Source organism: Achromobacter sp. (assembly GCF_032102605.1).
Lineage (GTDB): Bacteria > Pseudomonadota > Gammaproteobacteria > Burkholderiales > Burkholderiaceae_B > Achromobacter.
In genome coordinates this window covers 1-23536 of the sequence record NZ_DAMDGT010000026.1, presented here as the reverse complement: position 1 = coordinate 23536, position 23536 = coordinate 1, and the positions used below count along the sequence as shown (strand labels likewise).

Here is a 23536-nt window from a genome sequence, read left to right as displayed (position 1 = left end):
GCCACGAAGACAGTTTCTTCGTCACGGGTGTCGTGCATGACGACTATTGGGCTTCCGATTCCCTCGGGCGCATCTACACGCCCCGCGCACCCCAGGCCGCCGACGCGGCGGGCTTTGGTGGTTGGACCTTGCCGGTCGCTGGGGCGGGCGGGGTCTTTTAGGTTCTGTTTGGCGTTGGCGCGGGATTGGAACGTCTCGCGGGGCCCGCCCCGCGGCGGCCGCGCGGGCGGCCTTGTGGGGCTTACGCGGTGTCTTGCGTCGGGCTCGTGCGCTTCGCGTTTGCGGGGGCGGTCGCCAGGTGTCGCGGGTGTCTGATACCTTTGTGCTCTGCCGTCACCGCTTGCAGATGTTCTTGCCGGGTTTCTGATGCCCGGTGTATTGCCAAGTTGGCTGGTCAGTGATCTTTAGACGCCGGGCACATCGGCGGCCCTGGCGTGCGCGCGGCTACGATTGCGATCCGGAACCGCCTTCGGGGATGGACTGACACGCCCCGAATCGCACCTGCGTCTAGCGAATAACAATCTCGCCTTCTTCCAGCCCGGCCTTGCCGCCCACCTGGTCTTCCAGGAATTCCTGCATCTTGTTGCCAAGCTGGATCTTTGCGCCGCTGCAGAAGCGTCGCGTGGCGGCGATGGTGGCGTTTTGCTGGGGCAGGAGGTCGCGCGTGAGTTGGGCTTCCTCTTCTTCCAGTGCGGCCAGGTCGCCGATGAGCTTGGTGTGGGTGTTGCGGGCGCGATCTACGACGTCGCCGGTGGCGCGTTGGGGGTTGGCCTGCAGGAACATCAGCAACTGTTCGAGCTTGGCCTTTTCTTCGTTCATCTTCAGACGTTTGCGCGTGAGGGCGCTGCGCTTGATGTCGGCGTGGGGGTCAAGGCCTGCTTGCACCAGCGTGGGAATGCCGGCGGGCGATCCGATGGTGCCGGCGCGCACGGCGAGCAGGGCGCGGGTTTCGCCGCCTGTGATGGCGCTTTGCTGGGTGTTGGGCGGGCCGACGTTGACGCTGCCGCCGGCGGCGATGCTGCTTTGGCGGATTTCGCGTTCTACGTCGATGTCCTGCCCGGCGCTGATGACGGCGTTTTCGATGAATTTGGCGCGCAGGGCGCCGCCACAGACGATGTGGGCGGTGCGCGCGGTGGCGGAGGCGTCGTGCAGCGTTTCGGCCATGCCGATGATGCCGCCCTTGACGGTGACGCTGCCGCCTGCTTCGACCAGCGCGGCCTCGATGGTCCCGTTGACGACGACGTCGCCGGTGACGCGCACTTCCATCGTGGCGCTGATGTCGCCGCGCACCTGCAAGGAGCCTTCAAAGTTGATGTTGCCGGTGGACAGGTTGACGGCGTCCACTTCGACCATCGGGTTCACCTGCACGCCATGAGTGATCAGCGTGGGGGTGCCGGCGATGGAGGCGCGCAGAAGGAGCGGGTCTTCCGGGTCGACGGCGACGCCGGACAGTTCTTTGGAAAACGGGGTGTCGGGCTGCTCTTCGGGCAGCACGGGCTCGCCCAGTACGTTCTTGCCGTCGACGCCGGGCAGGGGCGGGATCCGGCGCATGAGGGGGGTGCCGGGGGAAACCAGCAGCAAGCTGCCCAGGTCGCGGTAGTCCACCTGGGCCAGTTCGTCGATGTCTTCGGCGCGGGGCTTCAGGCGGTCGAGCAGGCTTTCGAAGCGAGTGGGCGTGCCGCGCGTGGGGGGCGTGCCCTGCGCGGCCAGGATGGTTTCGGAACGCCCCAGCGCAACGGCCTCGGAGAGGGCTGCGTCGAGCACGCCGTGGACGATGCCTTGGTCGGCCAGGGCCTGGCGCACCGCGTCCAGCGTGACGGGCTTGCCGCCTTTGGGCTGGTGCAGAGTCAGGGTGGCGGCCATGCGCGTGGCGTTGAGTTCGATTTCGAAACTGCCGTCCACGACTTTGCCGACGGGGCATTGCACGGGTTCGGCGGCGCTGCGGCAGAGGTCGATGAAAGCGAGGATGGCGTGGTTGTCGAGCGCGTCGGCGCCCCAGCCTTGTGCCGCCGCTGCGGCGACCAGGATGTCCCAGCTGGGGACTTCGGTGTTGACGACGGAGGCATCGGCATCGGCTGCTTCATCGGCGTCGGCGACGGCCTCGGCGACCGCGATGTCGCCCGATTGTTGGTCGCCTTGCTCGTCAACGTGCCGCGAGGCGCCTGCGCTGGCCGCGGCGCGGGCCGTTTCGCCGAGTTCCGCTTCGGCGCCAGCCGCCGCAGCAGCATCCCCGGCCGGAGCGGGGCGGGGCGGCGGCGTATAGACCGCCGTCAGGACGTTGGTGTCGGCATCCAGCAGCAACTGGAGCATGTATTCTGCGCCCATTTCACCCTCTCTCCGGCCCCGGCACGGTTGGCCAGGTTCAATCATTTAGTAATTGAACGAAATATTACGTCATATTCTAAAGATGGACGCGGATTACTGACCAGTAACCTCAACTTTATCCCCCACATGGTGTAGTTCTGTCCCTTATTTCCCCAGTGAGGGCCCGCGCCGCGCGCGGTCTACGGCATCGGCAGGAAAGACAAAACCGGCAGGGCGCAAGCAGCATAGGGGCTCGCCAACGCGTCCCAGGACGCCGCCGGAGCCCCGTCCCATGTCCCAACCGCCCACTTCCATTCTTTCGGCCACGCGCGCCATCCTGGCGCGCGCCGGCGGGATGGCGGCGGTGGCGGCCCTGGCGACGGGTGCTCTGGCGCTGGCGACCACGCCCGTCGAGGCCGCCGAGACCTACCGGTACAAAGACCCCTACGGGGTCTGGCGATCGATGAAGGTGCCGAGCGGCTATGGCAAATACTACAAGCGTGCACAGGCGCGGACGGCGCCGCGCGCGGGGGTGGACAAGCTGTGCATGGCCTGTGAGCCGGAGGCTGGCGACGGCGCGCGCCGCGTCGCCCGGGCGCCCGCCGAGCCGGCGTTGCGCTGGGGCGCGATCAAGCCGACCACCAAGCACGACAATCTGATTGCCCGCGCCGCGCAGGATTCCGGCGTGGACCAGGCGCTGTTGACGGCGATCATCGCCATTGAATCGGGATTTCGCAGCGATGCGCGTTCGCCGAAGGGCGCGCTGGGTCTGATGCAACTGATGCCGGCCACGGCCGCGCCGCTGCTGTCGGTGGAAGACGTGGAGCGCGCACTGGTGGATCCGGCGACGAATGTGCAGGCCGGATCGCGCCATCTGCGCCGGCTGATCGACCGGTATCCCGGCCGCCTGGATCTGGCGCTGGCCGCGTACAACGCGGGCGAGGGCGCCGTGCGCAAGTACGATGCGGTGCCGCCCTATGCGGAAACCCAGGCCTACGTGAAGAACGTGACCGCCCTGTACGAACAGTACAAGGCGCCGTGATTGGAGCGGGCGCAGCCCGCTCCCGCGCCCGTCAGAGGGACGCGAAGACCTTGTCGGCGATGTCCAGCGTGGACTGGATCACGGCGTCGTCGTGCGTGGCCGAGACGAAGCCGGCTTCGAACGCCGACGGCGCGAAGTGCACGCCGTTTTCCAGCATGGCATGGAAGAAGCGATTGAATGCCGCGGTGTCGCAGGCCGAAACCTGCGCGAACGACGCCGGGATCGAGTCGCTGAAATAGAGGCCGAACATGCCCCCCACCGAATCCGCCGAGAACGGCACGCCGGCCTTGCGGGCGCGTTCCTGCAGGCCCTGGGCCAGCTTGGCGGTCTGGGCGGACAGCTTGTCGTAGAAGCCGGGCTCGGCGATCAGTCGCAGCGTGGCCAGACCCGCGGCGACGGCCACCGGGTTGCCGGACAACGTGCCTGCCTGGTAGACGCCGCCCAGCGGCGCGATGTGTTTCATGATTTCAGCGCTGCCGCCGAAGGCGCCCACCGGCATGCCGCCGCCGATCACCTTGGCCAGCGTGGTGATGTCGGGCTTGACGCCGGTCAGGCCTTGCACGCCCTGCGGTCCCACGCGAAAGCCCGTCATGACTTCGTCGAAGATCAGCAGCGCGCCGTGCTGGGAGCAGACTTCGCGCAGGCCTTCCAGGAAGCCGGGGGCCGGCTTGATCAGGTTCATGTTGCCGGCGACCGGCTCGACGATGATGCAGGCGATGTCGGCGCCGTGCTGGGCGAAGGCTTCGCGCACGGCGTCCAGGTTGTTGTATTCCAGGGTCAACGTGTGCGACACGAATTCCGGCGGCACGCCGGCCGAGCTGGGGTTGCCGAAGGTCAGCAGCCCCGAGCCCGCCTTGACCAGCAGGCTGTCCGAATGGCCGTGATAGCAGCCTTCGAACTTCACGATCTTGGCGCGGCCCGTGGCGCCGCGCGCCAGGCGGATGGCCGTCATCGTGGCCTCGGTGCCCGAACTGACCAGGCGCACCTGTTCCAGCGAGGGCAGGCGCGAGATCAGCGTTTCGGCCAGTTCGATTTCCGCTTCGGTGGGGGCGCCGAACGACAGCCCGTTGACGGCGGCTTCCTGCACCGCGCGCACCACTTCAGGATGCGAATGGCCCAGGATGGCGGGCCCCCAGGAGCCCACGTAGTCGATGTATTGCTTGTCTTCCGCGTCCCACACGTACGGGCCCTGCGCGCGCTTGATGAAGCGCGGCGTGCCGCCCACGGAGCGGAAGGCGCGCACGGGCGAATTCACGCCGCCGGGGATGCTGCGGCAGGCGCGTTCGAAAAGCTGAGCGTTACTGGACATGGCGTTCAAAACTTGCGGTTGGGGTTGGCGGAATAGGGCGCGGAGCAGGCTGCGGCGGCGGCCCGGATGCTGGGCGCTTCGAACAGGCTGGTGATCAAGGCGATGGAGTCCGCGCCGGCCTGCGCCACCAGTGGGGCGTTGTCCGGCGTGATGCCGCCGATCGCGACCACGGCGGGCCGAGGCGCGTCGCGTTCTTCCACGAGGCGGCGCGCCTCGGTCAGTACAGAAAGGGGCGCGCGCACGGTGTCGGGTTTCACGGTGGAAGCAAACATGGCGCCGAAGGCGATGTAGTCGGCCCCGGCGTCCAGCAGTTCGCGTGCCCGATTCAGGTCATCGTAGCTGGAGCCGCCCAGGATCAGGTCAGGGCCGGCTTCGGTGCGGATCCGCGCCAGGCTTTCGTCGTCGCGGCCGACGTGGGCGCCGTCGGCGCCGACGTCCAGCGCCAGGCGCCAGTCGTCATTGATCAGGAAGACAACGCCCAGTTCGCGGCACAGCGGCGCGAGTTCGCGGGCCTGCGCGGCGCGCACTGCATCGGATACGTTCTTGCGGCGTAGCTGCAGCGCCCGCATGCCGCCGTCGGCGGCCTGGCGCACTGCCCGCAGCAGGCGATCGGTGTCGTCCCATTCTGGCGTGACGCCATACAGGCCGGCGGGAAAGCGTAGGGGTTTCATTGGGGCAGTATCCGGTTGGGTATGCGCCGGCCCATGCCCGGCAGGAAGCTGGCGGCGACGGATGCATCGGCGTGGGCCAGGCCCTGGCGCACCGCCTCGGGCATTTCCAGTCCGCGGGCCAGCATGGCCGTGATGGCGGTGGCGGCTAGGCCGCCGGCATCGCCGTTGCGGTCCGGGGGCGCCTGCCACGGCCAGGTGTGGGTTTGGCCGCCCGGGCCCAGCAGCACGTTGGCGAAATGGCCCGGACGTTGCGGACTGCCCAGCACCAGGACCCACTGCGCGCCGGCCGCCACCAGGGCGTGCATGGGCGTAGGTGCGTCCCCGATATCGATGTCGCCGTCGGCGTGCCACTGCGCAAGGCGAAGGTGCTCGATGACCAGCAGGTCTGTCTGCGGCAGCACGAGTTCCAGCGTCGCGGCCAGCAGGTCGTCGGCTTCGTCCTCGTCGGCGGCGTCGGCCGGCAACTGGGCGCGCTGGCCCAGATGCAGCACCAGCGGCACCTGGCTGTAGTCGGCGGCGACCTGCGCCGCCACGCTTGCCGTTTCCGCGGTGTATAGTCCGCCCACCTTGATGGCCTGGACCGACATGTCTTCGAGCAGGCAACGCGCCTGGTCGTCCAGCAGGTCGGGCGAAACGGGATGGATTTCTTCGATGCCGGCGGTGTCCTGCACGGTCAGCGCGGTCACGGCCGCCAGGCCATGACAGCCCAGGCGAGCGCAGGTGACGGCATCCGCGGGCAGGCCGTCCGAACCCGAAGGATCGAGCGGACCGAAGACCAAAACGAGAGGGGGAGTAACGGGGGCCACTTGACTGCGCTTGAGTGAGGGTGCCCGGGACTCATTTGGCATGAATCAGGGGAACCCCTATTGGGTTTCGGTAAGATTGTCCCCATTCTAATGGAAGCCCCCTACCTTTGCCCCGCCGCGGGGACGCCGGCGGGGAATTGATGTAAGAGAGAACTATGCGTACTTGGATGTGTCTGATTTGTGGCTGGGTCTATGACGAAGAGGCCGGCCTCCCCGACGAGGGTATCGCTCCCGGCACTCGCTGGGAAGACGTGCCGCCCAACTGGGTCTGTCCCGAATGCGGCGCCCGCAAAGAGGACTTCGAACTGATGGAAATCTGAAGCCGTACCGCCGACATATTCCGCCAGGGCTCGTAAGATGGGGCATACCCCAGCTCTCGAAACCGTCGGACTGCCGTCAGGCATGACGTTTGCGTCCGCGCAATCACTCCCAACGGTTTTCTCAGACTACCCATGAAGGGGTTGCCATGACGGATAAACACCACGAAGACGCCACGACGCAGGCGGCCAATTTCGCCAATCAATTTCTGATCGCCATGCCCGGCATGGTGGAAGGAAGCCTGGCGGGTTCCGTCATCTACGTGTGCGAACACACGGAACGCGGCGCGCTTGGGCTGGTCATCAACCGGCCCACCGACCTCACGTTGGGCACGTTGTTTGAACGCATTGACCTGACGCTCGAGATCGGGCCCGTCAAAGATACCTACGTATTTTTTGGCGGACCTGTCCAGACCGACCGCGGTTTCGTGCTGCACGCGCCCGCGGGCGACTACAGCTCCAGCATCAAGCTGGGCGACATGGCGCTGACCACCTCGCGCGACGTGCTGCAGGCCGTGGCCGATGGCAACGGCCCCGCGCGCATGCTGGTCACGCTGGGCTATGCCGGCTGGGGCGCGGGCCAGCTCGAAAGCGAGATGGGCCAGAATGCGTGGCTCAGCGTCGGCGCTGACGCCCACATCATCTTCGACGTGGCTCCCGAGGAACGCTATCCGGCAGCGCTCAAGTTGCTGGGTATCGACCCCGTCATGCTGGCCGGCGACGCGGGCCATGCGTGAAGAGACCTTGCTCGCCTTTGATTTTGGCGAGAAAAAGATCGGCATTGCCATCGGCAACACGCTGACGCGCCAGGCGCGTCCCCTGGAAATCATTTTCAGCGAAGTCCGCGACGCCCGTTTCGGTCGCATCCAGGCGCTGCTGCAGGAATGGCAGCCGCACCGCGTTGTCGTGGGGCTGGCGCTGGACGCCGACGGCGCCGAGCAGCCGGCCACGGCGCGCTGCCGGCGCTTCGCCAACCAGCTTCATGGCCGCTTCGGCGTCACGGTGGAACTGGTGGACGAGCGCGGCTCCAGCATGGAGGCGCAGCGCCTGCTTGGCACCCATGCCGCGGACGACGCCATGGCCGCGGCTGTTATCCTGCAACGCTACCTGGACGCCTTGCCCGCGGTGTGATGGCCGCGGCTTGCCTTGCCCATGCTCAATCCGCAACTTGGCCGCCGCGGCGAACTCATTCATCTGCTGACCACCGAAGGGCTGCCCCGGCGCCATGTCGAGCGGCTGCTGGAACTGGCGCGCGCCGACGGCGCGCTCGGCGACGCGCAGTCCGATGCGGCGCCCGACGTGCCGGTATTCCTGTGCCTGCCTGAAGGCGACGCGGCAGACGTCGCGGCCTTTGCCGCGGCCGCGACCCGTGTCGCGATGCTGCCGGTGCCGCTTGAGGCACGCGCCGGCGAGGCGTTGGCCGAAGCCGTGGGCGCGTTGGAGCCCGGTGTGCTGGTTCTGCGCCACGACGAAAGCGGCGCGGCCCATTGCGCCGCCGCGCACGCCGCGCCGGGTCTGCGCGTGCTCAATGCAGGCGATGGCCGCCACGCCGACCCTCTGCCCGCGCTGGCGCTGGTGCAAGCCATCATCGAATCCAAACCCGACCTCACCAGTCTGGTCGTGACCGTGGTGGGCGACATCCGTCATTCCCGGCTGGCGCGCTCATTCATCCATCTGCTGACCACCTTGGGGGTGCCCGAGGTGCGCGCGGCGGCGCCACGCACGCTGCTGCCCGACAGCCTTCCGCAACTGGGTGTGCGCGCCTGCGCCACCCTGGAAGAAGCGCTGGGCGATGCCGACGTTATCGTTGCTCTGCCGCTGAACGTGGAGTGGATCAGCGGCGCCCAACTACCTTCCGCGCGCGAATACGCAAGCACCCACGGGCTGACGCCTGCCGTGCTGGCCCTCGCGAAGTCGGACGCCATGCTCCTGCCCGCCGGTCGGCTGACGCCCGGCGTGGAAGTGGACGGCGACGTCGCGGCCAGCCTGGACCCGACCGAGGCGCGCCTGGCGACGCTTGAGCAACAATTGCGCGTTGCCGCCCTGCGCGTGCTGACCGGAGACGCGCCATGAGGCTGCATATCGCCAATGGCCGGCTGATCGATCCCGCGCACGGCGTGGACGGCCAGCATGACCTCTACATCGCGCAGGGTCGCATCGTCGCGGTAGGCGCGGCGCCCGACGGTTTTCAGGCGGACCGATCCCTGGACGCCCGAGGCCTGGCGGTGCTGCCTGGCCTGATCGACCTGTCCGCGCGGGTGGGACACGCGGGGGGCGCCGGGCTCGCCCCGGCCGAGCTGCGCGCCGCCCTGGCGGGCGGCGTGACCCGGCTGGTGCTGCCGCCTGATCCGCAAGCGCCGCCCGATGAACCCACCAAGGTCGAAGCGCTGATGCGCCACCCGCAGGACGGCCAGTGCGTGGTCCATCCGCTGGGCGCCATGACAGTCGGCTTGGCCGGCGAGACGTTGACGGAAATGGCGTTGCTGGCGCAGGCCGGTTGCATCGCCTTTGCGCAAGGGGAAACGGGCGTGGCCGACACCCGCGTGCTGTGGGGCGCGATGCGCTACGCCAGCGGCCTGGGACGCACGCTGTGGCTGCGTCCGCAAGACCCGTGGCTCGCGCGCGGCACGTCGATCGCCAGCGGCGCTTACGCGGAGCGCCTGGGCCTTGAAGGCCTGCCCGCCCAAGCGGAAACGGTGGCGCTCCACACGATCTTCGAGCTGCAGCGGGCCACCGGCGCACGCATTCACCTGGCGCGGCTGTCGACGGCAGCGGGACTGGATCTGCTGCGCGCGGCCAGGCGCGAGGGCTTGCCGGTGACCGCGGACGTGTCCGTGAACAGCCTGCACCTGACCGATGTGGACGTCGGCTTCTTCGATACGAATTACCACCTGAATCCGCCGCTGCGCGGCCAGCGCGACCGCGACGCCATTCACGCGGCCCTGGCCGACGGCGTGGTCGACGCGCTCTGCTCCGACCACACGCCGATGGACGCGCGCGGCAAGGCCGCTCCCTACGCCGCGTCCACGCCGGGCGCCACCGGGCTGGAGCTGCTGCTGTCGCTGGCCCTGAAGTGGTCGCGCGACAGCCGCCGCCCGATCGGCGAAGCGCTTGCGCGCGTGACGTCGGGCCCCGCCGCCGTGTTGCGCGCCGTGGCGCCGCATATCGAGGCTGCCGGCCACCTGGGCGTGGGCGCGCCGGCCGACTTGTGCCTGGCGGACCTGGACGCGGAATGGATGGTCATGCCCGCCGCGTTGCAGAGCCGCGGCGGCCAGACACCGTTCGCAGGTATGATGCTGCCCGGTCGTGTACGAGCCACCGTGGTCGGTGGCCAACCGGCCTGGGAGACTCCAGTTTGAAGCTGCTGCGCTTTGTCCTACGGCTGAGCCTTGTCCTGCCCCTGATCATTTTCGGCCTGCTATGCGTGGGCCTGGCCTATCCCCTGATGCGCCCGGCCGCACGCGCCCGGCTGAACCGCCGTTGGTCGCGCTGGCTGATGGCGGCCTGTGGACTGAAGGTCACCTTCAAGGGCGAACCACGCCTGGAAGGGCCGGTGCTGCTGATCGCGAATCACGTTTCCTGGATCGATATCTTCGTGCTGAACTCGGCGCGCGCGACGTCGTTCGTCGCCAAGAGCGAAATCCGCGCCTGGCCGGTGATCGGCTGGCTGGTGGCTGGCGCGGGCACGCTTTTCATCGAACGCGGACAGCGCCATGCGGTGCATGCGATGGGCGAGTCGATGCAGGCCCGCTTCAAGCAGGGCGACGCGGTGGGCCTGTTCCCGGAAGGCACGACCAGCGAAGGCTTCGACTTGCTGCCGTTCCACGCAAGCCTGTTTGAACCGGCCCGGTCCGCCGCCGTCGAGATCCAGCCCGTTGCGCTGCGCTTCATGCAGCACGGCAAGCGCAGCGGCTATGCGGCGTTCGTGGGCGACGAGTCGCTGGTGGCGAATCTTTGGCGCGTGCTGGGGGTGACGGGGCTGGCGGTGGAAGTCGTCTTCTTGCCTCCGTTGGCGGCACACCATCCGGACGGAAGTCTGCCTACGCGCTTGGAACTGTCGCATCAGGCGCGGGATGCGATTCTTGGGGTGCTTTGAGGCTTTGTGCTGGGTTTGCTGATGTCGAGCGTGGTTGCGTTCGTCGACGCTTGCGAGGTCTGTAAACGATCTTCGTAGGTCGCATCGCGCTTTCATTCGCGGCATTGGCACTTCGTAGGTCGCCCGACGCCGCGGTCGCCTAGGCGGCGGGCGGCCAACGAAGTACTGATGCCACGAATGGAAATGCGACGCGGCTAGCGAAGCACTAATGCCGCGATCGGAAGCGCGATGCGATCGACAAATATCGTTTACTGGCGCTGCAAGCTGCGGCGGCGGATGCTTAAGAATCGCCGAGAAACTTTCGAGCAGACGCCGATTCATCCGTCGCAATACTCAACACTCGCCTGCCAGCAGTCACTCCGCCATCGGATCCTGAAACTGCGAACACGTCACCTGCACCAGCTTCCGATCCTGCAACCGCAGAGCAGTCAACGACCCACCCCATACGCAGCCGGTGTCCAGGCAGATCACGTCCGGCCGCTGCAGCAGTCCCAATGTCGACCAGTGGCCGAAAACCGTCGTCACATTGCGCGTCGCGCGGTTCGGGACGTCGAACCACGGGACCAGGCCAGCCGGCCAGGCGCCGGGCGTCACTTTCGTGGCGAATTCCATGTGCCCGTTCGGGGTGCACAGGCGGATTCGCGTCAGCGCATTGATGATCACGCGCATCCGCTTGCCGCCCTTGTGGTCTTCCTTCCAGGTGGCCGGTTCGTTGCCGTACATCTTCTGAAGCGCCTTTTGCCAGTTCGGGCCGCGTAGCGCGTCCTGGACTTCGCCGGCCAGGGCCAGCGTCTTGGCGACGTCCCATTTGGCCAGCGTGCCCGCGTGGACCAGCAGGTGGTTCTGCTCGAAATGGGCCAGCGGGCGGAAGCGCAGCCAGTTGATCAGGTCGGCCGCGTCCGGCGCCCGGAGGACGGCCTCCAGCGTGTCCGACTTGGACGGCTTGCGCACGCCCGCGGCCGTGGCCAGCAGGTGCAGGTCATGGTTGCCCAGCACCACCGTCGCGCGATCGCCGAGGTCGATGATGCGCCGCAGGGACTCGAGCGACTGCGGGCCGCGGTTGACCAGGTCCCCGGCGAACCAGAATCGCGACTTGGGGTCGCCGACCAGGTCGGGGTGGGACAGCAAGCGATCCAGCGGCGAGCAGCAGCCCTGCACGTCGCCGATCATCCAGATACTGCCGTTCATGCGGGACTCTTACTCCAAGGCCAGCGTTGTTGGACGATACGGGTAATGGTGTGGCGGTACTCCATGTAGCTCATGGCGCCCAGCGCCAGCGTCATGGCCCCCAGGTTCGGGCCCAGGGCCGTAAGCCAGGGCGGCCACTTGCCCAGCATGCCCACGTTCAGGGCCAGCTGGTTCAGCATGAAGAAGCCCACGCCCAGCAGGATGCCCACGAACACCTTGGCGCCGACGCCGCCGCGGCGGGTCTGCATCAGGCCGATGGGCGCCGCGATCGTGATCATCACCAGCAGGGTGAAGGGGTAAGCCAGTTTGCGCCACAACGCGACCACCTGTCGACCATATTGAAGCTGGTTGTCGCGCAGGTACTCAACGTAGTCCAGCAGCGTGACGATCGACATGCGTTCCGGGGTCAGCACCCGGGCCAGCAGCCGTTCGGCGCTGAGGGTGGTGTCGATGGTGCGCTCGGGCAGCTTCACGACGGTGGCGGGCGGATTCTTCGGGCGACGGGCGTCGGCCAGCGCCGAGGCGGCCTCGGCGTCCAGGCGGGTTTCGGCGACGTCCTTGAGCACCAGGTCGCCGTGGGCGAACAGGCCCGAGGGAGCGGTGGACAGCGCCGACAGCGTCAGGTCTTTCTTGAATTCGTAGAGGGTGATCCCGGCCACCTGGCCGTCGCCCTTCAGTTCGGCGATGTTGATGATGCGCGTGCCGCCGTTGGCGGTGGGTTCCTTGAACCAGTAGCCGCTTTTGAGACGGTCTCCCCCGGCCTTGCCGCGGAACATCAGGTTGGCCTCGCCGGTCTTGATTTCCGCCCAGGGGGTGACGTATTCCGACAACAGGCCCGCGCCGATCATCAGCGGAATCGTTACAACCCAGAGCATCCGCAACAGGCGCATGCCGCTGACGCCGGACACGCGCAGAATGACGAGCTCGTTGCGCTGGGCCAGACCGGCCAGCGCCAGGATCGCGCCGATCAGCAGCCCGATGGGCAGCAGATCGTAAAGCCGGGTGGGGATCGCCAGCGCCTGCATGTACAGCAGGGCCATCATGGAGAACTTGTCGCCCACGTTGTCCAGGTCGTCCACCAGAGCGAAGAACGTGAAAAGGCCCAGCAGGGCCAGAAGGACCACTGCGCAAGAGCGATAGACCTCGCGGGCCAGGTAGCGACGTGCAGTACGCATGAAGAAAATGGAGTGGAGCGCGTAAACGTGAAAGCTTAACAAATCCCGCTGCCTGGAGCGGGGCGAAGCACCGATTTGTCCGTCCCCCTCAGGGGATGTCGACCATCTGCATCCGGCGCGTCAGGACGCCGACGCGGGAGTTCAAGTAATTGGACCGGCGGTGGCTGTCATAGAAGCGCGGGTTGGGCAGCATGGCCGCCAGACGGGCCGACTGGCTGGCTCCCAGATTGGCGGCGGTGGTGTTGAAGTAGTGCTTTGCGGCGGCCTGGGCGCCGAACACGCCGACGCCCCATTCGGCGACGTTCAGGTAGAGCTCCAGAATCCGTTCCTTGCTCATGACATGTTCGATCATGTAGGCGAGCACCAGTTCCTGGCCTTTGCGCAGATAGCTGCGGGAACCGGACAGGAACAGGTTCTTGGCCAGTTGCTGGGTGATGGTGGAGCCGCCACGCATTTTGCTGCGCCCGGCCTCTTCCTGCTTCTGGTTGTATTCCCAGGCCTTGCGAATGGCATCCCATTCGACGCCGTCGTGGCCCGTGAAGTTGGAATCTTCCGACGCAATCACCGCGCGCTTGAGCGTGCGATTGATCTTGTCGTAGGGCACCCATTCGTACTTCAGTTCGAAAGCCGGGTTGTCTTCGCGAAGGCGCGACAGTTCCTCGCGCATCATCGCGCTGCTGCCGGGGTCCCGGTAGTTGTACCAGACCACTTGGGCGAACAGCCAGAATTGGTACAGCAGGACCGCGCAAACCAGCGCCATCAGCAGGCCGGTGATGATCCGGAACCAATTGCGGCCGGAGCCGCTGCGGCCAGTGCGTGTCGCCATGCCGCTCAGCGTCCCGCCACGAGCGCCTCGCGCAGCGCCGTCAGCACCGGCGCGGGGTCGGGGCGCACGCCATGCCAGATGAAGAAGCTCTCCGCGGCCTGGCCCACCAGCATGCCCAGTCCGTCGGCCGTCAGTGCGGCGCCGTCGGCTTCGGCCTGTTTCATGAAGGCGGTGGGCTGGGCGCCGTACATCATGTCGTAGGCGGTGGCGCCGAGTGCATACAGCCCGGGGGGCAGGTCGGGGGCGGCGTCCTGCAGGCCGCTGGCGGTGGCGTTGACGACCAGGTTCCAGCCGCCGGCCAGGGCGGCATCCGCCAGTGAACCCGCGGTGACCTGGGTCTGCGGCGATACGCCGCTGTCGCGCCAGGCGGCGGCCAGATCCTGGGCGCGGGCGGCGGTGCGGTTCACGATGTGGATGCGGGCGCAGCCGGCCTCGGCCAAGGGCTGCAGCACGCCGCGGGCGGCCCCGCCGGCGCCCACCAGCAGCACGTTGGCGCCCGACAGGCGCACGCCCAGGCGCAGCAGGTCATTCACCAGCCCCACGCCATCGGTGTTGCAGCCGTGCCAGGCGCCGTCGCGCCAGGACAGGGTGTTGACGGCGCCGGCCAGCCGGGCGGGGCTGGACAGCCGGCCGCTTGCCAGCGCATAGGCGTCCAGCTTGAAGGGCACCGTCACGTTCAGGCCCAGCCCGCCCTCGGCCACGAAGGCCGCCACCGCGTCCGCAAAGCCGTCCACGGGCGCGAGCAGGCGCTCGTAGCGCAGCGGCTTGCCGGTCTGCTGCGAAAACATGGCGTGGATCTGAGGCGAGCGGCTATGCGCGATGGGATTGCCGATGACGGCGTAGCGGGCTTGAGGAATCGCCTCGGTCATGGGGCCTGTGTTTCCAGAGTGTCGTTGACGAAATGCCAGGTGCGGGTGATGACCAGCACGTCCGTATCGCGGGCGATATCGGGAGGAAAGGGCGGGAAGGGCGCGGCAAGCTGGACGATGCGGCGAGCCGCCTGGTTCAGCACCGCATGCGGCGACGGCTGGTCGATCTCGACGTCGGCGATGCTGCCGTCGGCGCGCACTGAAACCGTGATGCGCAGCGATCCATAGATGCGTCCGCGCGCCTCGTCCGGGTAGTGCTGGGTGCCGACGGTTTCGATGCGGGTGCGCCAGGCGTCCAGGTAGGCCGCATAGCGGGAGGCCTCGGCCGACGGCGCGACGAACTGCTTGCGGGGTTCGGCGCTGTACTGCTGGACGCGCGCCGCCAGGGCGGCCACCTGCGCGTTCTGGATGACGCTGGCCTGGTCCTGCGCGTCCTGGCCCATGTCCGTGCCGTCGGGCCAGGGATTGACCGCCTGGCGCTCGGGGCCGGCGTTGTGCGGCGAGCGCAGCTGGGTCATCAGGCGGGCCTGTTCGGCCTCGAGCTGCACCTGGCGCTGGCGCATGGCCTCGAGCACGATGGTTTCAGAGGAGGTGCCCGTCTGGGGCAGCGGCGTGGTGGACAGGCCGCGGTCGGCGTTGCCGCCGCCGGTCATCTGGTTCTGCGCCTGGGCGCGGGGCGTTTCAGGCGGGGTCTCGCTGCGGGCGTTCAGCAGCACGACTTCCAGGCTGGTCACGGGCGGCCGCTTGAGCGCGGGCGCGCCAAACCGCCACGCCAGCGCGCCGGCGTGCACCAACAGCGATATCGCGATGCCGATACGCAGGTAGTGCTGGGCGGGGGCGCCCAGCCACCAGAAGTAACGGCTTAGCATGGAGGGGGAATCAGCGCGTTGCACCAACGCATTGTAAGGCGAGTCCCGGCCCGCCGCGCTGTCCGTCCGAAGGCTGTAACAGCTCTCGGACGGATGACCTAGACCGGATCAGGCGGATGCCCGGGGGAAGATCCAGACCTTGTTCGCGGGCAGCGCCAGACGGCAGGGGCCTGGCTCCCGGCCCTCGGGACCATAGGCGCGCAGGGCCAGGGTGCGGGCGGGGTCCGCGTCCGGCGTGCGGAACAGGTACTCCCAGCGGTCGCCCAGGTACATGCTGGTCAGCAGGGGCATGTCGACATGGTTGCCGTCCGGATCGTCCGCCAGGCGCACCTGCTCCACCCGGATGACCGCGGTGGCGTCCTGGCCCTGGGCCACGCCCTCGCCGGCCTTGCCCCACAACGCCCAGCCGCGGCCTTCGATGCGGGCCTGCCCGTCGCGCAGTTCGGTCACCTTGCCGTCCAGCCGGTTGTTGCTGCCCATGAATTCGGCCGTGAACAGCGTGGACGGTGCGCCGTACATTTCCTGGGGCGTGCCCTGCTGTTCGATCTTGCCGTTGTTCAGCAGCAGGATGCGGTCGGAAATGGCCATGGCTTCGCTCTGGTCGTGCGTCACCATCAGCGCGGACAAGCCCAGGCGGATGATCAGCTCGCGCAGGAAGGCGCGCGCTTCCTCGCGCAGCTTGGCGTCCAGGTTGGACAGCGGCTCGTCCAGCAGGATGACGGGTGGGCTGTAGACCAGCGCCCGGCCGATGGCCACGCGCTGCTGCTGGCCGCCGGACAGCGCGTGCGGGTGGCGCTGGCCCAGCTTGCCCAGCCCCAGCTGGTCCAGCACGGCCTGCACGCGTTCACGGACTTCGGCGCCGGGCGTCTTGCGCAGCTTGAGCGGGTAGGCGACGTTCTCGAAAACCGTCTTGTGGGGCCACAGCGCATAAGACTGGAACACCAGGCCCAGGTTGCGCTCTTCGGCCGGGATTTCCTTGCGGGCCCCTCCGTCGTAGACGACGCTGTCGCCGATGGTGATGCGGCCCCGCTTGGGACCCTCGAGGCCGGCGACGGCGCGCAGCAGGGTCGTCTTGCCGCTGCCCGACGGGCCCAGCAGCGACACCACTTCGCCCTGGCGCAACTGCATCGACACGCCCTTGAGCACCGGGTTGTCGCCGTAGTCCAGGTGCAGGTCTTCTACAGAAAGCTCAATCATGAAGTTTGACTCCGAATCGCAGGGCGATGCCCAGGCCGATCACGACCAGAACGATATTGATGAAGGAAAGCGCGGCCACGATGTCGATGGCGCCCGAGGCCCACAGCGACACCAGCATGGACCCGATGGTCTCGGTGCCGGGCGACAGCAGGTAGACGCCGGTGGAATACTCGCGCTCGAAGATCAGGAACATCAGCAGCCACGAGCCGATCAGGCCGTACTTGGCCAGCGGCACCGTGACGTGGCGGGTGACCTGCCCGCGGCGCGCGCCGGCGCTGCGGGCGGCCTCTTCCAGTTCCGGCCCCACCTGCAGCAGGGTCGACGAGATGAGGCGCAGGCCATAGGCCATCCACACCACCGTATACGCCACCCACACGCTGAAGATCGTGCTGCGCAGGGCACGCAGCCATTCGATGAAGTTCTCGCGCAGCCACTCGGCGAAGGGCAGGGCCGACAGCCAGCCGTTTTCGTCGACGTCGAGCGCGTTGTCCAGCCACATCGGAATGAACAGGAACACCCACAGGAACGCCAGGCCGGCCAGCAGGCCGGGCACCGCGCGCGGCACCAGCACGCTGTAGTCCATGAAGCGCGTGACGTTGTCAGGCTTGCGGTGCATGGCCAGGCCCACGAACATGTAGCACATCACGGCCAGCGCTCCGCCGATCACGCCGATCGCCACGGAGTTCACGATGGCCCGCATCAGGTTGGGCTGTGAAAACACGGTATGGAAGGCGTCCAGCGACAGCACGTCGAACAGCGACACGCCCAGGCCCCAGTTGGACACGAATGCGCGCAGCAGCACACCCGTCAGCGGCACCACGATGGTGATCAGCAGCCAGAAGGCCACCACGCCGCCCGCAACCCAGCGCCACTTGCCCAGCGGCAGCGGGCGGGCGCGAGAGGCCTTGCCCTTGACGGTCACGAAGCGGTTCGCCGTGCGCATCAGGCGGCGCTGCAGCATCACCAGCGGGATCGTCATGCAGATCAGCACCACGGCCACTGCGGCCATCAGGTGATACGACGGAATGCCCAGCTTGTTGGTGAGCTTGTACAGGTAGGTGGCCAGCACCAGGTTGCCTTCGGGGTCGCCCAGCACCAGCACTAGGCCGAACACTTCCAGGCCCAGGAAGAACAGCAGCACGGTGGCATACAGCATGGCCGGACGCACCATCGGGAGGCTCACCGACACCATCACGCGCAGCGGCGTGGCGCCGGCCACGCGCGCGGCTTCTTCCACGTCCGACCCCATGCTGCGCAGCGCCGACGAGATGTACAGGTACGCGTGCGGCACGTGCGTGAGGCCCGCGATGATGACGATGCTGGTGAGCGAATAGACGTTCCAGGGCACGAAGCCCAGGATGTTCTGCGCCCACGTCGAGAAAAAGCCCACCGGGCCGGCCGCAACGACATAGCCGAAGCCCAGCACCATCGGCGACACGAACACTGGCACCAGGATCAGCGGCTCAATCCAGCGGCGGCCCGGCAGGTCGGTGCGGATCATCAGGAACGCCAGCATGCCGCCCAGCGGTATGGCGATGGCGGCCAGCCCGAAGGCCAGGATGAAGCCGCTGCGTAGCGCCTTGTAGAAATCGGGGTCCGCGAAGATGAAGCGGAACGCGTCCAGGCTGAATGTCTTGGACGGGGCAAAGAACGGCGCTGAGAGAAAGCTCTGGACGATGATGAACGACAGCGGCACGTAGATGGCCAACGCCGTGATCAGCACCACCACGCCGCGTGGCAGGGACTGCCATTTTCTGCGCAATGACTGCATGGGAAATCCTGTGGTCTTGAATGACGCGTGGGCCGCGCCGCGGGGCAGGAAGCGACTTGCTTTCCGAGGGGCGGTCAGCGGGGCGGCGAACCGTCGGGCGGCGATCCGTCGGACGGCGATCCGTCGGGCGGTTCGCTGTCCGCCTCGCTTGCGGCGGCTCCGGGCGGCTTGCCAGCCCGGAGCCTCGGCATTACTTGCCCGCCGCGGCGCGCCACTGCTTGATGAATTCCAGGCGCTTGTTCTGCTCCAGGTAGTCCAGCAGGGTTTCATCGACCGGGATCGGCTTTAGCGAGGCGCCCAGCTTCTTGGTCATGCCGTCCACGTCGTTGTCGCCGTCGATGTCGTCGCGCACGGACGCCAGGTCGGCCTGGTTGGCCATGATTTCCTGGCCCTTCTGCGACAGCAGGTAGTCCATCCACAGCTTGGCGGCGTTGCGGTTCTTCGCCTTCTTGCTGATGAACGCCACGCGCGAGAGCACCAGCGCATAGTCGGTGGGATAAGCCACGCCCAGCGAAGGATCGTTCTTGGCGCGCGTTTCGGCGTAGGAACCCAGGATGTTGTAGCCGATCAGGTTTTCGCCCGACGACACGCGTTCCATCATGGTGCCGGTGGACGACTGCACGATCAGGCCGCCCGCGCCGATGCCCTTCAGGGTCTCGAAGTACTTGGGATCATTGGCCTTGTCCTGCACCGCCAGCATGAAGCCCACCGCGGACTTCTCGATGTCGTAGGTCGTGACCTTGTTCTTGAACTTGTCGGGCTGGCTGGAAATCAGCTTGGCCAGCGCGCCGTGCGTGGTCGGGACTTCGTTGGCGGGAATCAGGCGCTTGTTGTAGATGAAGACGGCCGGTTCGTACGTCGTGCCGTAGGCCGAGTCCTTCCAGTTGGCCCAGGCCGGCAGCTTGCCTGCTTCGGGCGAGCGGTACTTCAGCGCGTAGTCCGTGGCCAGCTTCAGGGCCGAGTCCATCGACGAGCTCCAGACGATGTCGCCGCTGCCGCCGCCCGCCGCCTGTTCGCTGATGTAGCGGTTGTAGAGCTCGGTGCTGTTCATGTCGTTGTATTCGACCTTGACGCCCGGATACAGCGCTTCGAAGCCCTTGATGATGGGGCCGGCGGCCTTGGTGTCGGTGGTCGAATAGATGACGACCTTGCCTTCCTTCTTGGCGCCGTCCAGGATCTTCTGGTAGTCGGCCGGATAGCCCGCGGGCACTGCCTGCGCAAAGGCGCTGCCGGTGGCGATGGCGAATGCGGCGGCGCAGGCGGCCGCCAGTTTGGACTTGGCAAGCATGGGTGTTGTCTCCGATTGGAATTGGCATAACTGGATCTCGGTCCAGCCTGCGGGCATCTTAGGAGGCGGCGTCTGTCGTCGTCCTGTCATGGCGACAGGCGGCGCCTAGGGGAAATCCCTTGGCAGGTGCCTGTCTTACGGCCGTTGCGGCGTGTCGGTCACCAGCCGGATCCAGTTCTGCACGAAGCGCGAATGTCGCCGCTGGTCCAGTCCCACCAGCAGCGCGGGGCTCAGCACCACCGGCTGCACGATGCCCTGCGAACGGGCCAGCACGGCTTCGGAAGTCCAGCGTCCCGGCGTGTCCTCCATGATCGAACCCAGCGCCGCGTGGCTGGACGCCACCTGCTGTCCGGCCGGCGACAGCAGCCAGTCCACCAGCGCGCGCCCCAGGTCCGGGTTGGGGGCGGAGCGCGCGATCAGCACCGACCGCGCCAGCACCAGCACGTAGTCCTGGGGAAAGACCACGCCGATCGGCCGCCCTGCGGCCTGGCGCGACAGCGCGTACGAGCCCAGGATGTTGTAGCCGATGTCCAGTTCGTCGCGTTCGATGGCGTCCAGGATCTCGGCGCTGGTGGCCGCCAGGCGCACGCCGGCCTGGCCCATCGCATTGGCCAGTCCCCAGAAGTTGGAAGAGACCAGCTCGTCCTGTTCCGCCAGCAGGTAACCCAGGCTGCTGGCGGCGATGTCGTAGGTGCCGATACGTCCGCGCAGGCGCAAGGGGTCCTGCTCCAGAAGGCGCAGCAGATCCTGCCGCGATCGAGGCACCTGCGCTTCGGCGAATCGCTTGGGGTTGTAGACGATGACGGCGGGCTCGAACGTGAAGCCATAGACCTCGTGCCGCCACACCGCCCAGGACGGAAGCTTGGCCGCGTAAGGGGACGCATAGCTTTGGGCATAACCGTCGTTGGCCAGTCGGATCTGCAGGTCCGAGGCCGAGCTCATCAGCACGTCCACGTCCTTCAACCTGCCTTCGACGGCCGCTTCGTAAAGTTCGCGGCTGCCCATTTCCCGGTACACGATGCTGACGTCCGGGCGATGCGACTGGAACCCCTGAATGAGCGGTGCGACCACGGGCGTGTCGGTAGGACCGGCGATGGTCAGGACACGCGAAGAGGGCTGCGGCGCGGGATAGCGGGTGACGATTTCGGGAATGCCGGCAATGGACAGGGCGGGCGGCGCGGCGGCGTTCTCACTGACGAGTGCGCCGGCGTTGCGCGGGGAAGCGGGAGCGGCTTTGGAAGCAGGCGCGGCGTCGGAGGCGGACGCAGCCTTGGAGGCAGGGGCCGGGGCAGAAGCAGGAGCAGCAGCAGAACCAGGAGCGGCAACGGAAACCGCAGCAGCGGTAGAAGCATGAACAGCCCCGGAAGCAGGCGCGGCGGGTGAAACCCGCGCTGCGGTATCCGCTGCGGCAGCGCGCAGGTCCGCAGGCTGCGCGACCAGCAGCAGGCATCCGGCGCAAAGCGCGGCCGCGGCGGCGACCACCGAGCGGCCCGGATGCGGGCGCGACAGGGGCAGCACGACGCGGGCGGTCAGGCCGCCGCCGGGGCGGTCCTGCAGCCACAGCGAACCGCCATGGGCCGTCGCAACCGAACGGACGATGGCCAGCCCCAAACCGGACCCCGGCAGGGAAGCGCCCGCCCTGCCGCGAGAAAAGCGTTGCTGGACGGCTTCCTTCTCATCGTCCGCCACGCCCGGGCCGCGGTCAGACACGGTCAGCGCGACGCGATACCCGGCCACCGGCGTCGCCTGGATGTCAACGGGGCCGTCGGGCGCGTAGCGCAACGCGTTGTCCACCAGGTTGCGCAGCATTTCGCGCAAGGCGACGCGGTCTCCGGCAATGCGCGCGCGGCGCACTTCGGGCGCGATGGCGATGTTCAGCCGTTGCGCTTCCAACGGGCCGATGCGGCGTCGCGTTTCATTGATGGTCTCGGCCACGCCAACGAGCGCGCGGGCGCCCTTGCCAAGCCGGTGCGTGATGGTGGCGTCCATCAACAGCTGATTGATCAACTGGCTGGCGTTGGTGGCGTTCAGGTGGATGCGTTCAAGCCGCGCATGCAGGCGCTGCGGGTCGGTCTCGTCCAGCGCGACTTCAGCCTGCGCCCGTAGTGACGCGAGCGGCGTGCGCACCTGATGCGCCGCATCGGCCACCAGGGTGTTCAGCGTGTCCATGGTGCCGGACAGCCGCTGCATGAATGCGTTCAGCGCTTCGATCAACCGCCGCACTTCGCGCGGCACGGGCTTGACCAGCGGCGCGAGGTCGTCGGGGGCGCGGCGGCGCAGTTCGCGTTCGACGACAGCCAGTGGCGCGAATGCGCGCTGCACGCCAAACCACAGCAGGCCCAGCGCCACCAGGGACACCACCACCAGCGGCAGGACGCTGCGCCCCAATATTTCGCCAGCAAGCGCCTCGCGCGAACCCAGGGTCTCGGCCACGCGCAAGGTGACCCAGCCGGCGTGCTGGCTGGCGGAGACGAGTCGCCCCACGGTGGCCACCCGAATGGGTTCGTCGTGATAGCGCAGATAGGCGAAGACGGGTGTCGCCGACTGAGCCAGGGGCAAGCCGGGCGCCAGGTCGCCGTAGCCGGTGATCAGCCGCCCATTGGAGGTGCGCGCTTCATAGAACACGCGTTCGCCGCCGGAAAGCATGGCCAGCGAGGACACCGGCGGTTCGACGGTGACTTCGTTGTCCTCGATCTGGACGGAGCCCGCAATCGTCAGCGCCGAGGCAGCCAGCAGCCGGTCGAAAGCCTGTTCTGCGGCCCGCTGGGCGTAGCCGCGAAGGAAGAACACCAGGGCGACAAGCGCGCAGGCCAGCAGCACCGCGCCCATCGTGAAGATGCGCCGGCGGATGGAAAAGCTTTCAGGCATGTTCATGGCTGCGGGCCTGATACCCAACGCCGCGCACGGTGACGATGTCGATGGATGCCCCCGCAAGCTTCTTGCGCAGCCGCGAAATCAACAGCTCCAGCGCGTTGAGCGAACCGTCGTCCAGGTCGAACAACTGGTTCATGAGACGTTCCTTGGCAACGGTCTGTCCCAGCTTTCCAACCAGGATCTCCAGCAACCGGAATTCACGCCGGCCCAGTTCCAGAGGGGCGCCCGACAGCTCGACATGCCGGTTGGCCAGATCCAGGCTCAGGTTGCCATAGCGCGTGACGCTGGTGGTCTGCCCGGCAGGCCGCCGCAACAGCGCGCGCAACCGGGCCTCGAGTTCGCGCAGGTCGAAAGGCTTGACGAGATAGTCGTCCGCGCCAAGGTCCAGCATGTCGATCTTGTCTTCGATTTCCGCGCGCGCGGTCATCACCAGCACAGGCGCTTCCAGGCCGGCGGCGCGCAATTCGCGGATGAGAGTGAATCCGTCCTTGCCGGGCAGGTTGATATCCAGGACAAGCGCATCCCAGGTCTCGTCCAGCCCCCAACGCAACGCCTCCAGGCCATCGCGCACCCATTGCACGCTATGGCCGGCCGAGCGCAGCTTGCTGTCCACGGCATCGCCCAGATCGAGATTGTCCTCGACCAGCAGAATGCGCATGTTTGCTCCTCCGGGTTTGTGGTTTTTTGTGCGAGTTTACCGGGGGATGTGGAAGGAGGCGGGGCAGTAACAGCTATGGGGTGTAAGTCGGAGCGGGAAGTTGCTGGTGTGCGGCTTATGCGTGCGCTGGGTCGGGTTCTTGAGACGCCCGGCGCGGCGTGGGCCTGGGGTGGGCGGGGCTCCGATTGCGGTCCGGAGCCTTCGCTCCGGACTACCCCGGGCTCAACCTTGTATGGTGTGGGTGCGCCTTCCTCTGTAGGAGGGTGCTGGGGTAGG

General features: G+C 67.4%; 21 protein-coding genes. 7 read left to right on the top strand and 14 right to left on the bottom strand.

The features are described 5' to 3' along the window. Window positions 1-507: 507 nt before the first annotated feature. The gene (locus RT614_RS28770) at window positions 508-2325 is read right to left on the bottom strand and encodes a FapA family protein (RefSeq protein WP_313625980.1); all 1818 of its coding nucleotides are present in this window, start codon (window positions 2323-2325) and stop codon (window positions 508-510) included. Window positions 2326-2596: 271 nt separating this feature from the next. Here RT614_RS28770 and RT614_RS28765 point away from each other — a divergent pair, with 271 nt between their 5' ends. Further along, on the top strand, window positions 2597-3346 hold the full coding sequence (locus RT614_RS28765; protein ID WP_313625978.1) for a lytic transglycosylase domain-containing protein: 750 nt from the start codon (window positions 2597-2599) through the stop codon (window positions 3344-3346). Window positions 3347-3377: 31 nt separating this feature from the next. Here the strand turns inward: RT614_RS28765 and hemL are convergent, their stop codons facing one another. The 3 genes from hemL to RT614_RS28750 are packed head-to-tail and all read right to left on the bottom strand — an operon-like array spanning window position 3378 to window position 6174. Next, window positions 3378-4655, bottom strand: coding sequence for a glutamate-1-semialdehyde 2,1-aminomutase (gene hemL / locus RT614_RS28760; protein ID WP_313625976.1), 1278 nt, complete (start codon window positions 4653-4655; stop codon window positions 3378-3380). 5 nt (window positions 4656-4660) lie between these two features. Continuing rightward, complete coding sequence (thiE, locus tag RT614_RS28755) at window positions 4661-5326, bottom strand: thiamine phosphate synthase (protein WP_313625974.1); 666 nt, start codon at window positions 5324-5326, stop codon at window positions 4661-4663. Next, on the bottom strand, window positions 5323-6174 hold the full coding sequence (locus tag RT614_RS28750) for a hydroxymethylpyrimidine/phosphomethylpyrimidine kinase (RefSeq protein ID WP_409558533.1): 852 nt from the start codon (window positions 6172-6174) through the stop codon (window positions 5323-5325). Before RT614_RS28750 ends, thiE begins: the two co-directional genes overlap by 4 nt. 113 nt (window positions 6175-6287) lie before the next feature. Between RT614_RS28750 and RT614_RS28745 the strand changes: the two genes are divergently transcribed. The 6 genes from RT614_RS28745 to RT614_RS28720 all read left to right on the top strand — a co-directional run bounded on the left by RT614_RS28745 (window position 6288) and on the right by RT614_RS28720 (window position 10545). Further along, the gene (locus tag RT614_RS28745) at window positions 6288-6452 is read left to right on the top strand and encodes a rubredoxin (protein WP_003814980.1); all 165 of its coding nucleotides are present in this window, start codon (window positions 6288-6290) and stop codon (window positions 6450-6452) included. Between the two features lie 146 nt (window positions 6453-6598). Beyond that, on the top strand, window positions 6599-7186 hold the full coding sequence (locus tag RT614_RS28740; protein ID WP_313625972.1) for a YqgE/AlgH family protein: 588 nt from the start codon (window positions 6599-6601) through the stop codon (window positions 7184-7186). Continuing rightward, window positions 7179-7580 (top strand): Holliday junction resolvase RuvX, encoded by a 402-nt coding sequence (ruvX, locus tag RT614_RS28735; protein ID WP_313625970.1) that lies wholly within the window; start codon window positions 7179-7181, stop codon window positions 7578-7580. Before RT614_RS28740 ends, ruvX begins: the two co-directional genes overlap by 8 nt. Window positions 7581-7601: 21 nt before the next feature. Beyond that, window positions 7602-8522 (top strand): aspartate carbamoyltransferase, encoded by a 921-nt coding sequence (locus RT614_RS28730; protein WP_313625969.1) that lies wholly within the window; start codon window positions 7602-7604, stop codon window positions 8520-8522. After that, window positions 8519-9808, top strand: coding sequence for a dihydroorotase (locus RT614_RS28725; RefSeq protein WP_313625967.1), 1290 nt, complete (start codon window positions 8519-8521; stop codon window positions 9806-9808). Before RT614_RS28730 ends, RT614_RS28725 begins: the two co-directional genes overlap by 4 nt. Beyond that, entirely contained in the window at window positions 9805-10545 is a 741-nt protein-coding gene (locus tag RT614_RS28720; protein WP_313625965.1) for a lysophospholipid acyltransferase family protein, read from the top strand. The genes RT614_RS28725 and RT614_RS28720 overlap by 4 nt, the downstream gene beginning before the upstream one ends. Before the next feature lie 354 nt (window positions 10546-10899). Here the strand turns inward: RT614_RS28720 and RT614_RS28715 are convergent, their stop codons facing one another. From RT614_RS28715 to RT614_RS28670, 10 genes are all read right to left on the bottom strand, one after another. Continuing rightward, window positions 10900-11733 (bottom strand): symmetrical bis(5'-nucleosyl)-tetraphosphatase, encoded by an 834-nt coding sequence (locus tag RT614_RS28715; protein WP_313625963.1) that lies wholly within the window; start codon window positions 11731-11733, stop codon window positions 10900-10902. Beyond that, a complete protein-coding gene (gene lptG / locus RT614_RS28710) occupies window positions 11730-12908 on the bottom strand; it encodes an LPS export ABC transporter permease LptG (protein ID WP_313625961.1) in 1179 nt (392 codons plus the stop codon). Before lptG ends, RT614_RS28715 begins: the two co-directional genes overlap by 4 nt. Before the next feature lie 88 nt (window positions 12909-12996). Further along, window positions 12997-13734 carry a monofunctional biosynthetic peptidoglycan transglycosylase gene (mtgA, locus tag RT614_RS28705; protein ID WP_313625959.1) on the bottom strand — a complete coding sequence of 246 codons (738 nt, stop codon included), beginning with the start codon at window positions 13732-13734 and terminating at the stop codon, window positions 12997-12999. 5 nt (window positions 13735-13739) lie between these two features. Further along, window positions 13740-14603: a shikimate dehydrogenase gene (gene aroE / locus RT614_RS28700; protein ID WP_313625957.1), complete on the bottom strand. Its 864-nt coding sequence runs from the start codon at window positions 14601-14603 to the stop codon at window positions 13740-13742. Further along, on the bottom strand, window positions 14600-15472 hold the full coding sequence (locus tag RT614_RS28695) for a TonB family protein (RefSeq protein WP_409558532.1): 873 nt from the start codon (window positions 15470-15472) through the stop codon (window positions 14600-14602). The genes aroE and RT614_RS28695 overlap by 4 nt, the downstream gene beginning before the upstream one ends. Before the next feature lie 108 nt (window positions 15473-15580). Next, window positions 15581-16669 carry an ABC transporter ATP-binding protein gene (locus RT614_RS28690; protein ID WP_313625953.1) on the bottom strand — a complete coding sequence of 363 codons (1089 nt, stop codon included), beginning with the start codon at window positions 16667-16669 and terminating at the stop codon, window positions 15581-15583. Continuing rightward, window positions 16662-18440, bottom strand: a complete 1779-nt coding sequence (locus RT614_RS28685) for an iron ABC transporter permease (RefSeq protein WP_313625951.1) — start codon at window positions 18438-18440, stop codon at window positions 16662-16664. Before RT614_RS28685 ends, RT614_RS28690 begins: the two co-directional genes overlap by 8 nt. Before the next feature lie 190 nt (window positions 18441-18630). Then, window positions 18631-19728, bottom strand: coding sequence for an ABC transporter substrate-binding protein (locus RT614_RS28680; protein ID WP_313625949.1), 1098 nt, complete (start codon window positions 19726-19728; stop codon window positions 18631-18633). Window positions 19729-19863: 135 nt separating this feature from the next. Continuing rightward, the gene (locus tag RT614_RS28675; RefSeq protein ID WP_313625947.1) at window positions 19864-22602 is read right to left on the bottom strand and encodes an extracellular solute-binding protein; all 2739 of its coding nucleotides are present in this window, start codon (window positions 22600-22602) and stop codon (window positions 19864-19866) included. Next, window positions 22589-23260, bottom strand: a complete 672-nt coding sequence (locus RT614_RS28670) for a response regulator transcription factor (RefSeq protein ID WP_313625946.1) — start codon at window positions 23258-23260, stop codon at window positions 22589-22591. Before RT614_RS28670 ends, RT614_RS28675 begins: the two co-directional genes overlap by 14 nt. Between the last annotated feature and the right edge of the window lie 276 nt (window positions 23261-23536).